Origin of the sequence: Staphylococcus sp. Mo2-1 (assembly GCF_046721385.1) — a bacterium.
Lineage (GTDB): Bacteria > Bacillota > Bacilli > Staphylococcales > Staphylococcaceae > Staphylococcus > Staphylococcus equorum_A.
The window spans coordinates 690111-702527 of the sequence record NZ_JBEUUK010000001.1; the positions used below are offsets into that span (position 1 = coordinate 690111).

Sequence of the window (12417 nt, forward strand, 5' to 3'; positions counted from 1 at the left end):
ATAATAGACGCTATAAATATAAAGGGGGATGCGTATTTCAATTATAATTTCCATTGCATTAAATACTTGAATGATAAGTATTTTAAAATAATTCCATTTAAAGTGTTGTGTATTACCATTTTATGTTATTTTTAGGTAGTAGTTTTTAAAATATTAATAAATACATAACGAACGATTTTTATACATATTTAAGAATTTAACGACTTATAGAAATAAGTAGGGATTGTTTTTTATAAAAAATACTTTAGTAATCATTTATACTATATAATGATTACTAAATCATCTAAAAGGGGAATTAGGAATTGGAAAAATTGCTGTCTATCATTGTACCAGTGTACAACAAAGAATTATTTCTTAATGAATGTATAGAATCAATTGGGGCATTAAATATTAATGAAGATAAAATTGAAGCGATATTTGTAGACGATTGTTCTAGTGATAACTCATTAAAAATAATTGAAGGATATAAAAATAAATATAGTTTTTTAAAACTCATTAAATTAGAAGAGAACACGGGTAGTCCTGCTGAACCTAGAAACGTAGGCATTAAAAATGCGAATGGAAAATACATAACTTTTCTTGATGCAGATGATTGGTTAGATTCAACTGGTTTGCCGACGCTATTAAACCAAGCTGAAGAGAATAATTCAGATGTTGCGTTTGGACACAGTATTAAACATACAGATAAAGCAATTAGCAAATTAGGAAGATTTACTTCATATAAAGTTGCAAATAATTTAGTACCATATGAAATTAATAAGATTTTTAGAGCTGTAGGACCACCAGGTAAAATTATTAAAAGAGATATCATTATTGATAATAATATTGAATTCAAGCATATGAAATTTGGTGAAGATAAATTGTTCTTTATCAATGCAATTTCTAAATGTAAAACAGCTTCTATGAATTCAACGCCTGTTTATCATGTGAATAGATATTCATATAATCAATCACTTGTAGGCGAAACAAATATTATAGAAAAAACACATTTTAATTTATTGGTTCTACAAGAAGTGTTGAAATTGGATATACCTAAGCCAGCAGAATTTCAATCATTAAGTCGACTTGTAGAAGTAGATTTCGTTTCTAGATTATTTAATAATAGAAGATTTGTAAAAAGTGAAAATAAAGATGTATTCTATAGTCTATTTCAACAAATGATAGATACTTTAAATGAACATGATAAAAATGTTGAAGATTATATCATTGGTGATAAATATAAAAATATTTATCAAATGCTTATAAATAAAGAATATGAGAAACTTTTTGACTTTATCGGCATGCTATTAAAAGGTGGAAAAGCAGATAGATATGTGAAAGATAATCAAATTCACTTTTTAATGCCTGAATCTGTAAAAGATTATTTACCAATGAAAGAAGAACTATTCGCTGTTTATGAAGGCACGCATCTTATTGATGATGAATTAAGAGAAGTTATAAGAGTATATAAAGCTTCAGAAACTACAATTAATCAAGTGTTACTTACTGAAATTAATTATGAGCTCAACGCAATCGAAGTTGAATTCTCTGAAGATGAGCATCGATTATACGTAAAAACTGAAGATTTAAGTAAGTGCAATTTTGACTTTAACATTAATTTAATTCACGATAACTATAAGAAGTATACAATTAACATGAATTTACCTAACGCAACGCAGACGCTCAAACTTAATAGACAAAATTTTAAATCTGAATTTATTGTGAATGATAAAAAAACTGGAAAGACAGAGGCGCCTAATAAATATTTCACCTATAATCCAATAACGATTGGTATAGCGAAAAAGGTCAATTTATATAAAGATCTGGAGTTTAAAGAACGCGCAGATGTTAATGTTGAAATAGGTGAGATAATAGAAATTAAAGACATTGGCTATACTAAAAAGAATACACCAAGACTTATCACAGTGGATGGATTAGTGTTAACAGCCAATCAAAAGTTTATTTATCGTGTTGCTACTAGTAAAGCCAATAAATATATTTATGAGAAACCTGAAACAGTGATGATTACAAAAGATTGTAAGGAATATCAAAATAGGGACTTTAGTGGTGAAGCTTTGACAGAGCTTAAGGTTAATGAAAAAGTAGCTATTCAAAAAGTAGTGGCATCTTCAAAGGGTACGCCACGACTTAAAACAATGAATGGTACATTTATAACCGCAAATAGAAATTTTGTTAAAGAGGTTTAAATTGAAAAGGAACAGTGACTTTATAGAGATTACTAGAAGATTCCAATTTTGGAGTCTTCTTTTTTAATGTTTACCTTTATTGATGAAATTACTTTTAAATTCGTCGTATAAGATGCTCATATATAAGTCGGTTTCATAATTTCCATTTATATATGAACCTTCACGATCACTACCTTCAATTATAAAACCTGAATTTTTGTAAGAATTTATAGCTCTATAATTATATGAAAGGACTCTTAAATAAACTTTATGGAGACCTAAGTCATTAAAGGCATATTCCAAAATTTGATGTGTTACTTGAGTACCAATTCCTCCATTCCAAAACTGTGGATTAAATATACCTATTGCAAACTTAGCTTTATTATTTGTTTCATCTAAAGTTAAACGAGCTTGTCCAATAAATAAATTGTCATAGTCAATAACCCATTCATATGGGTTAGCCATAATTTTCGCGATTAATAATTTAGCACCAGATTGTTGCTTTTCAGTTTCTGAATTTATTTCAGAGCCATACATTCTTAAAAGCTCTTCATTAAAAGGGACTGAGAGATAATCTTCAATGTCACTTGCTTGAGCATCTCTTAAACTTAGATGGTTATTAATTTTAAGCACTGCTTTCATAATGATCCTCCCAATCTATTCAGATAGTCTGTTGAATTTATTTATATCAGCATACTACAAATTAATTGTGATTATACATTAATTTTAAAAAGTTCTGATAAAATCAATGCTTTTCTAACAAAAAATTAATAATTCACCAACATTATGAAAAGTTATTTAATTGTGTGAAATACAATTAAGGATTCATAACTGTTTCAAACTAGCAATTAAATAACAGATACAGCGATTTTATGATTAAGTAAGGAATTTCGAACAATATAATCAAGTATTATCTTATATTATACATAATAAGTGATACACAAATAAAAAGTATTTTATAAGTATCACTTTAAACATAATTTTCAGTCAGAGCAAATCTTATTTTATAAGGAGTGTTTACAATGGAAGGTTTATTTGAAGCAATTAAAAATACAGTACAAGCTGGTATTGCAGGAGATGGCATGAAAATTGGAAGTGGCGTTTTAGACATCATTTCTAATGGGGCAGCATTAATTTCTCAAGCATTAGGATTTTAATCTAAGTAGATTTTAAAAAATAATACTTTAAAGGAGATAATCAATATGTCAGATTTATTTAACGCAATAAAAGAAACAGTACAGGCAGGAATTGCAGGAGACGGAGTTAAATTAGGGGCAAGCATTGTAGATATCGTATCAAGCAGTGTAGGTCTATTAGGACAATTATTCGGATTCTAGTAAAAATAAATTATAAAACTTATAAATAGAGGAGAGATTTTTATGTCTAAATTAGCAGAAGCTATCGCAAATACTATACAAGCAAGCACAATCAGGTAATGGTGTAGAATTAGGGACTAGTATTGTAGATATTGTATCAAGCGGTGTCGGATTATTAGGTCAATTGTTTGGATTCTAATTATTAAAATAGGAAGTAGTGGTCAAGGTGATAACCTTGGCCATTTTTTTGTATGTTCAAAATGTGTATACTGTTATTGAGTGAATAAAAGCAATAAATATATTCAATTGTATTAATGAATATGTATAAAAAGAGGGGAAATAAAAATGAATTCTAAAAGTCTACTCATAGATTTTGATGATACAATCGTAGATTTTCATGATGCGGAATCACATGCATTTTTCAAAATGGCAGAAAAATATAAATTGATCGCTAATCATGACGATTTAAAAACCTTTATGAAAGTGAATCAAGCGCATTGGGAAGCTTTTCAAATTAATAAGTTAACGAAGGAAGAGGTTCTAAGTAAGCGATTTGAAGTATATTTTGATTTACATGAAATGACCGTGGATGGTAAAGAAGCGGATCACATATTTAGAGATGAATTAGCGAAAGCACCAATAAAATTCTTTCCTAACACAGTTGAAACTTTAAAGTATTTAAAACAAAATCATGATTTATATATTGTGACGAATGGTGTGTTAGAAACGCAAGAGCGCCGTATTGCGAAGGCACAGTTTGGTCAATTATTTAAAGGTGTTTTTGTTTCAGAACAAACAGGTTACCAAAAACCAATGCCTGAATTTTTTGATTATGTATTTAAGGAAATTGGTGAAGACAAACGAGATAATGCCATAATCGTCGGAGATTCTATGACATCAGATATTTTAGGTGGTAAAAATGCCCAAATTGGCACGTGTTGGTTTAATCCTAGAAATAAAATAAATGAAACTAATATCAAACCAGATTATACAATAAAATCACTCAATGAATTATTAATTTATATGAAATAAAAAAGGGGCAGGAATACGAAATTAAATTGGATTTCGGATCCCCGCTATTTTTCGGATAACTAAAACAGGATTCCAAGAGTTGAAGCGGTCGTAAAAAACTACGCGTCTACATTAAGGTAGACGCGTAGTTTTTTTAAAGCTGAAAACAAATGCATTTAGTATCAGACTGCTAATGAAAATAAAACAACTGAGACATATGTTTTATCTTTCGTACTCTTTTTATGGTGTCCAAACTAGAACATCATGTCCATCTTTGTTTACTGCATTTACATCTTTGAATCCTTGTTTAATAAAGAATGCTTTAGATTGGTTACGAGCAATGACTTTAATAGGAAGTCCTTGATTTTTTGCAAAATCTAACAACTCTTTACCGTAACCACGATTCTGAAAGTCGTTTAATACTTCTAATTTCCACAATACGTTGTAATCGTCGAAATCAGGGAAGTAGACTTCTTCAACATCGCCTTTACGATACAATGCCATTCTTGCGCCTAATCTATCTCCGATTTGAATACCATAAAAAGGTGAATCTGAACTGGCATCTATCATTTCTCCACGAAGTTCATCAACCATATACAAATCTTTGTTGCCGAAGTTTCTAAAATCTTCGAATAATTCGTCTGTTTTATAATTTATATCAAGACGTTTTACGTTACTCATAGCGTCTTCCCCCTTTGTACTATTATATTTTATTATACCTTATTTCTAATGATATTTCACAAAAATGACGACACGAAACATACTGTTAAAGTAGACTGTATACAATGCTTATTTCAAATACATAAACACACTTTTTTAAAATTTTTCAAAAATCGTTTATTATAGTATGTGCATTGAATTAAAAAGAAAAAATACAGGTTATTTTAAGCCGTTAAATTGTCAATATAGTACATAAACTTTATACTGATTAGGAATAGAGTAACATAAGGAGAATTACGAATGGATTGTATGACTACGAAACTTAACGAAAAAGATCAATTTATTTCAAAAATTAAACAAAGTGATTCAACACTAGCTCAGTTTTATCATTTAGATGCAATGGATAAGAATAACTATAAACAAAGACTTCTAAGTGAAAGTAATGGAAGAGAAGTTGCATTAACGCAAGTGATTGAAAATTATATGAGTGATTTATCTTTGACTGAGGAACAAGAAAGTAATATTAAATTATTAAGTGATGGCGCAAAAGTAATTGTTGGCGGACAACAAGCAGGTTTATTTGGTGGACCTTTGTATACATTCCATAAAATATTTTCTATTATTACACTAAGTCAACAACTATCTAAAGATTATAATAAACATGTCGTGCCTGTGTTTTGGATTGCAGGGGAAGACCATGATTTTGACGAAGTAAATCATACTTATGCATATAATAATCAAGATGCTAAGTTACATAAAGTCAAATATCATACGATGGAGCCACCAGAAGCAAGTGTCTCACATTATAATCCTGATAAAGCTGAGCTCAAGGAAACTTTGAATCAATTTTTCCAACAACTGAATGAAACTGAACATTCACGACCTTTAATTGAAATGTGTCGTAATATTATTGATGCACATGATAGTTGGTCCGATATGTTTAAAGCATTGCTACATGAAGTATTTAAAACATATGGTTTATTATTGTTGGACGCTAATGATCCTGAACTACGTCGATTAGAGCAACCGTTTATCAGAAAAATTGTGGAAAACCATCTTGATGTTGATGCGGCCTTTAGAAAAACACAAGCACAAACAACAGCAAGTGGTTTGGAGCAAATGATTCAAACAGATACAAATGTGCATTTGTTTTTACACGAAGATAATATGAGACAATTACTGACATTCAAAGAGGGTCAATTCTATTTGAATAAATCAGATAAAACAATGACGCTTCAAGAGGTTTTAGATATAGTAGATTCAGAGCCGGAAAGGTTTTCAAATAATGTGGTAACAAGACCTGTTATGGAAGAATGGTTATTTAACACTGTTGCCTTTATTGGTGGACCAAGTGAAATAAAGTATTGGACCGAATTAAACGATGTGTTTAAAACATTGGATGTTTCAATGCCAATCGTCTTACCACGCTTACGAATTACTTATATTAATCACAGAATTGAAAAATTAATAGCACAATATCAACTGGATAAAAACCAAATTATCGAAAATGGAATTGAAGATGCTAAACAAAAATTTGTTAGAGCACAAGCATCTCAAACATTCATTGATCAAATTGAATCAATGAAAGCACAGCAAGAAACACTATATCAATCGCTAAAAGCAGAAGTAAAAGGCAACAATGATAATACATTATTATTAGAAAAAAATAATTCAATTCATCAAAAGCAATACGACTATTTGATAAATAGATATTTATTAAATATTGAACGAGAAAATGAAATTAGCATGAAACATTTCAAAGTATTAAGTGGTACACTTCATCCAATGGGAGGGTTACAAGAAAGAATATGGAACCCTTTACAAATTATGAATGATTTTGGGATGAATGTGTTCAATCCCTCCACTTATCCACCACTTTCTTACACTTTTGATCATATTATAATAAAACCTTAGAGACAGTAAGGGCGCACCCGATTCATCTTTTTGATGAATCGGGTGTTTTTTTACGTTGAATAAGAAATTATGGTTATATTTGTATAATTAGTGGAGGATAGTGGTGAGATGTGGTAAATTATATATATGAGAAGGTGAGGTGATTATAAATGTTCATGGGAGAATACGAGCATCAGTTGGATACAAAAGGACGTATGATAGTGCCTTCCAAGTTTCGCTATGACTTAAATGAACGTTTTATAATCACTCGAGGCCTCGACAAATGTTTGTTTGGCTATACTTTGGATGAATGGCAAATTATCGAAGAGAAGATGAAGACATTACCAATGACTAAAAAGGACGCACGTAAGTTTATGCGTATGTTCTTCTCGGGAGCCGTAGAAGTAGAGCTAGATAAACAAGGGCGTATTAACATTCCGCAAAACTTGCGACAATACGCTAACTTAAGCAAAGAATGTACAGTAATAGGTGTCTCAAATCGTATTGAAATTTGGGATAGAGAAACTTGGAACAGTTTCTATGAAGAATCTGAAGATAGTTTCGAAGATATTGCTGAAGACCTGATTGATTTTGATTTTTAATAGGAGGAGTTAAATTTGTTTCATCATGTCAGCGTTATGCTTAAAGAAACCATTGATTATTTAAATATTAAAGAAGATGGTGTCTATGTCGACTGTACATTAGGTGGCGCGGGGCATGCCCTCTATTTATTAAATCAATTGGGTGACGAAGGTAGGCTTATAGCAATCGACCAAGATACAACAGCGATTGAAAATGCTAAAGAAGTTTTGAAAGAACACTTACATAAAGTGACCTTTGTCCATAGCAACTTTAGAGAATTAACTGAAATTTTAAATGATTTGAATATTGAAAAAGTAGATGGCATCTACTACGACTTAGGTGTGTCCAGTCCACAATTGGATGTACCTGAACGTGGGTTTAGTTATCATAACGATGCCAAATTAGACATGCGAATGGATCAAACACAATCGTTATCAGCTTATGAAGTTGTAAATGATTGGCAATTTGAAAAATTAGTCAGAATCTTTCATCGATATGGCGAAGAAAAATTTTCAAAACAAATTGCGCGTCGTATAGAACAGAACAGAGAACAAAAGCCAATCGAAACAACGTTAGAACTCGTTGATGTAATAAAAGAAGGTATACCCGCAAAAGCTAGGCGAAAAGGCGGACATCCTGCAAAAAGGATTTTCCAAGCAATTAGAATTGCAGTGAATGATGAATTATCTTCATTCGAAGATTCACTAGAACAAGCGATAGGTGCAGTAAAAATTGATGGTAGAATTTCAGTCATAACTTTCCATTCATTGGAAGATAGATTATGCAAACAGATGTTTCAAGAATATGAAAAAGGTCCAGATGTTCCACGGGGATTGCCAGTCATACCTGAAGCGTACACGCCTAAATTGAAACGCGTTAACCGTAAACCCATTACCGCCGCTGAAGAAGATCTAGATACAAATAACCGTGCGCGTAGTGCGAAGTTACGTGTTGCAGAAATATTGAAATAAGGAGTGAATGATGAGTGGCAGTAGAGAAGATTTATCAACCTTATAATGGATCAGAACAACAGATTCCCGAATCACAACCGAGGAAACAACCTAAAACGCAACCTAAAACCAAAACCGTAAAACGCAAAGTAGTAGTTCAACTTACAAAGTTTGAGAAAATGTTATACATAGGACTTATAACAGTAATTGCTTTAATAAGTATTTATATGCTATCTTTAAAAATGGATGCGTATGATACTCGAGGAAAAATTGCAGATTTAGATACTAAAATCGAACAACAATCAAGTGAAAACAGCGCAATAGAATCTGAAATTAAAAAGAACTCTTCATATGAACGCATTTACGATAAGGCAAAAGACGAAGGAATGAGCCTTAAGAACGACAATGTAAAGGTAGTGCGTAATAATGGCGAAGCGAAAAATTAGATTTAAAAAACCGAACTTTCTAATTAAACAAAGTAAAATAGGGGCAGTCCTACTCGTTCTCGGATTTGGACTGCTCTTTTTTACGTTGGTTTTAAGATACTCATATATTATGTTGACAGGGCACTCTTCCGGCGAAGATTTAATAATGAAGGCAAACGAAAAATATTTAGTCCAAAGCCAAGAGCAACCTGAACGTGGAAAAATATATGATCGTAATGGAAAAGTACTAGCAGAAGACGTAGAAAGATATAAAGTCGTTGCTATTGTTGATAAAAAAGCGAGTGAAGGCAGCGAGAAACCGAAACATGTTACAGACAAAAAAGAAACTGCGAAGAAATTAGCGACAGTGATAGATATGTCTGAGGAAGATATTGAAAAAAGACTGGATAATAAGAAAGCATTTCAAGTTGAATTTGGACAAAAAGGTGCTGATTTAACCTATCAAGAAAAAGAAAAGATAGAGAAAATGAATCTACCTGGCGTCACGCTCTATCCAGAAACTGAACGTTTCTACCCTAATGGTAACTTTGCGTCACATCTTATTGGCATAGCACAAAAAGACCCTGATACTGGGGAATTAAATGGTGCTATGGGCGTTGAAAAGATATTCGATAGTTATTTATCAGGACAAAAAGGTGCGTTATCTTACATTCATGATATTTGGGGCTACATTGCGCCAAATACAAAAAAAGAGAAAACACCACAACGCGGTGATGATGTTCATTTAACTATAGATTCCAACATTCAAGTCTTTGTTGAAGAAGCACTAGATGGAATGGTTGAGCATTATAAACCGAAAGATTTATTTGCTGTAGTCATGGATGCAGACTCAGGTGAAATTCTTGCATACAGTCAACGACCTACGTTTAACCCAGAAACTGGCGAAGATTTTGGTAAAAAATGGGCGAATGATTTGTATCAAAATACGTATGAACCAGGTTCCACATTTAAAAACTTTGGTTTAGCGGCAGCAATTGAAGAAGGAGAATTTAAACCAGATAAAAAATATACGGCAGAACCAAGAGAAGTCATGGGATCGAAAATTTCCGACTGGAACAAAGTAGGTTGGGGAGAGATACCAATGTCACTTGGTTTCACATATTCTTCAAACACCCTAATGATGCATTTACAAGATTTAGTTGGCTCAGATAAGATGAAAGAATGGTATGAAAAATTTGGGTTCGGTGAATCAACGAACGGTATGTTTGATGGTGAAGCTACTGGTGACATCGCATGGGATAATGAAGCACAACAAAAAACATCTGCATTTGGTCAATCAACGACTGTAACACCAGTACAAATGTTACAAGCGCAATCAGCGTTCTATAATGAAGGTAATATGTTGAAACCATGGTTTATAGATAGTGTATCTAATCCTGTAAGTAATGATACTTTCTACAAAGGTGAAAAAGAAATCGCTGGTAAACCAATCAAAAAAGATACGGCTAAAAAAGTACGTACTGAAATGGATAAGGTTGTTAACAGCGAAAAGAGTAATGCTAAAAACTATAAAATCGATGGTTATGAAATAGAAGGTAAAACCGGAACAGCACAAGTAGCGGATTCAGATAATGGTGGATACGTAGAGGGTGAAAATCCATATTTCGTAAGCTTTATCGGTGATGCACCAAAAGATGACCCTGAAGTTGTTGTTTATGCTTGGTATGAGTTTAGCTCAGAAAAATGATCAAGAAGCATATGAAAGTGGTGTGAGTAAGGCCTTTAAACCAATTATGGAGAACACGTTGAAATATCTGAATGTTGGTGATAAAAATTCTAAAGACAAATCAGATGTGAAATACAGCAAAGTGCCAGATGTTGAAGGTCAAGAAACACAAAAAGCACAAGACAAAGTGAATAGTAAATCTCTAGAACCTATCGTTATAGGTGACGGTGAGAAAATCACAAAACAATCTGTTACTGCAGATAAAGAGGTATTGCCTAATAGTAGAGTGCTATTATTGACTGATGGCGATGTTACGATGCCAAATATGTCCGGTTGGACTAAAGAAGAAGTCATTGCATTTGAAAAGCTCACGAATACAAAAGTAACTACCAAAGGTAGCGGATTTGTTTCTGAGCAATCTATAACAGAAGGTCAAAAGATAAGTAAAAAAGATAAGATAGAAGTAACGTTGTCTTCTGAAGAAATAAATGGAGAAACAGCTGATGACGAATCAAAATCTAAAGACAATGAAGAAAGCAAAGAAGATAAAGAATAAATTTATTTAGCACAACTTCTGATTTCAATTTTAACTCATGTTAGAATATTTGTTTCATGATTATGAGGTATTCAAAAATAGTAGCTTGTCAGTATTTAGTAGCGTATGACGTTAATTAAATAACTGGTAAAGCTACTTACCTCTATACATATTGTAGCCACTTAGCACTAAGAAATAATCCAATTAAATATATAAAGGAGCATAATATGGTTTATTTACTCGCAATTATTGCACTTTTAATCACTTTTATATTAGTCCCAGTATTGATACCAACGTTAAAAAGAATGAAATTTGGGCAAAGTATCAGGGAAGAGGGCCCGCAAAGTCATATGAAAAAGACAGGCACACCTACAATGGGTGGACTTACTTTCCTGATTAGTATCATTGTAACTTCGATACTTGCAATTATTTTTATGGAAAATCCTAACCCAATAATTTTACTATTATTTGTAACAATAGGGTTTGGCTTAATCGGTTTCATAGATGATTACATCATTGTTGTGAAAAAGAACAATGAAGGATTAACAAGTAAACAAAAATTTTTAGCACAGATTGCGATAGCAGTCATCTTCTTCATTTTGAGCCAAGCGTTTAATTTAACTGATTTTTCTACAGGAATACATATTCCATTTACGAATACAGAAATACCACTATCCATTGCATATGTATTATTTATTGTGTTTTGGCAAGTAGGGTTCTCTAACGCAGTGAATTTAACAGATGGTTTAGACGGACTCGCAACAGGCTTATCTATAATTGGATTTGTTATGTATGCAATTATGGCGTATTTCCAAGGTGCTACATCTATCGGTCTATTCTGTATTATTATGATTTTTGCATTAGTTGGGTTCTTACCATTCAATTTAAACCCAGCTAAAGTGTTTATGGGAGATACAGGTAGTTTGGCATTAGGTGGTATATTTGCCACAATTTCAATTATGCTAAACCAAGAATTATCACTCATTTTTATTGGCTTTGTGTTTGTTGCAGAAACTTTATCAGTAATTATTCAAGTTACATCTTATAAATTAACAGGCAAACGAATTTTTAAAATGTCACCATTACACCATCATTTCGAATTAGTTGGTTGGAATGAGAAGAAAGTTGTTACGGTATTTTGGACAGTAGGCTTGATTTCAGGACTAATTGGCCTATGGATTGGAGTGAATTAA

At 32.0% G+C, this 12417-nt stretch carries 11 protein-coding genes and 2 pseudogenes; 11 read left to right on the plus strand and 2 right to left on the minus strand.

The features are described from left to right. Positions 1 to 302: 302 nt before the first annotated feature. The gene (locus ABLV95_RS03625; protein ID WP_427704848.1) at positions 303 to 2186 is read left to right on the plus strand and encodes a DUF5776 domain-containing protein; all 1884 of its coding nucleotides are present in this window, start codon (positions 303 to 305) and stop codon (positions 2184 to 2186) included. A 63-nt stretch (positions 2187 to 2249) separates the two neighbouring features. Here the strand turns inward: ABLV95_RS03625 and ABLV95_RS03630 are convergent, their stop codons facing one another. Beyond that, entirely contained in the window at positions 2250 to 2807 is a 558-nt protein-coding gene (locus tag ABLV95_RS03630; RefSeq protein WP_285323006.1) for a GNAT family N-acetyltransferase, read from the minus strand. A 380-nt stretch (positions 2808 to 3187) separates the two neighbouring features. Here ABLV95_RS03630 and ABLV95_RS03635 point away from each other — a divergent pair, with 380 nt between their 5' ends. The 4 genes and pseudogenes from ABLV95_RS03635 (at position 3188) to ABLV95_RS03650 (ending at position 4513) form a co-directional block, all read left to right on the plus strand. Then, positions 3188 to 3322: a beta-class phenol-soluble modulin gene (locus tag ABLV95_RS03635; RefSeq protein WP_069832914.1), complete on the plus strand. Its 135-nt coding sequence runs from the start codon at positions 3188 to 3190 to the stop codon at positions 3320 to 3322. Between the two features lie 45 nt (positions 3323 to 3367). Next, on the plus strand, positions 3368 to 3502 hold the full coding sequence (locus tag ABLV95_RS03640) for a beta-class phenol-soluble modulin (protein ID WP_427704846.1): 135 nt from the start codon (positions 3368 to 3370) through the stop codon (positions 3500 to 3502). Between the two features lie 42 nt (positions 3503 to 3544). Then, positions 3545 to 3680 (plus strand): annotated as a pseudogene (locus ABLV95_RS03645) (beta-class phenol-soluble modulin). A 146-nt stretch (positions 3681 to 3826) separates the two neighbouring features. Further along, the gene (locus tag ABLV95_RS03650) at positions 3827 to 4513 is read left to right on the plus strand and encodes a YjjG family noncanonical pyrimidine nucleotidase (protein WP_427704844.1); all 687 of its coding nucleotides are present in this window, start codon (positions 3827 to 3829) and stop codon (positions 4511 to 4513) included. Between the two features lie 219 nt (positions 4514 to 4732). Here ABLV95_RS03650 and ABLV95_RS03655 read toward each other — a convergent pair whose 3' ends face one another. Beyond that, on the minus strand, positions 4733 to 5173 hold the full coding sequence (locus ABLV95_RS03655) for an N-acetyltransferase (protein WP_285323010.1): 441 nt from the start codon (positions 5171 to 5173) through the stop codon (positions 4733 to 4735). A gap of 279 nt (positions 5174 to 5452) precedes the next feature. Between ABLV95_RS03655 and bshC the strand changes: the two genes are divergently transcribed. The 6 genes and pseudogenes from bshC to mraY all read left to right on the plus strand — a co-directional run bounded on the left by bshC (position 5453) and on the right by mraY (position 12417). Then, on the plus strand, positions 5453 to 7066 hold the full coding sequence (gene bshC / locus ABLV95_RS03660) for a bacillithiol biosynthesis cysteine-adding enzyme BshC (protein WP_427704841.1): 1614 nt from the start codon (positions 5453 to 5455) through the stop codon (positions 7064 to 7066). Between the two features lie 149 nt (positions 7067 to 7215). Further along, on the plus strand, positions 7216 to 7647 hold the full coding sequence (gene mraZ, locus ABLV95_RS03665; RefSeq protein ID WP_427704838.1) for a division/cell wall cluster transcriptional repressor MraZ: 432 nt from the start codon (positions 7216 to 7218) through the stop codon (positions 7645 to 7647). A 15-nt stretch (positions 7648 to 7662) separates the two neighbouring features. Beyond that, positions 7663 to 8598: a 16S rRNA (cytosine(1402)-N(4))-methyltransferase RsmH gene (rsmH, locus tag ABLV95_RS03670; RefSeq protein WP_069816290.1), complete on the plus strand. Its 936-nt coding sequence runs from the start codon at positions 7663 to 7665 to the stop codon at positions 8596 to 8598. A gap of 14 nt (positions 8599 to 8612) precedes the next feature. Next, the gene (gene ftsL, locus ABLV95_RS03675; protein WP_021338689.1) at positions 8613 to 9023 is read left to right on the plus strand and encodes a cell division protein FtsL; all 411 of its coding nucleotides are present in this window, start codon (positions 8613 to 8615) and stop codon (positions 9021 to 9023) included. Beyond that, positions 9004 to 11245 (plus strand): annotated as a pseudogene (locus tag ABLV95_RS03680) (penicillin-binding protein). The gene ftsL and the pseudogene ABLV95_RS03680 overlap by 20 nt, the downstream one beginning before the upstream one ends. A gap of 206 nt (positions 11246 to 11451) precedes the next feature. Beyond that, positions 11452 to 12417: a phospho-N-acetylmuramoyl-pentapeptide-transferase gene (mraY, locus tag ABLV95_RS03685; RefSeq protein WP_069816284.1), complete on the plus strand. Its 966-nt coding sequence runs from the start codon at positions 11452 to 11454 to the stop codon at positions 12415 to 12417.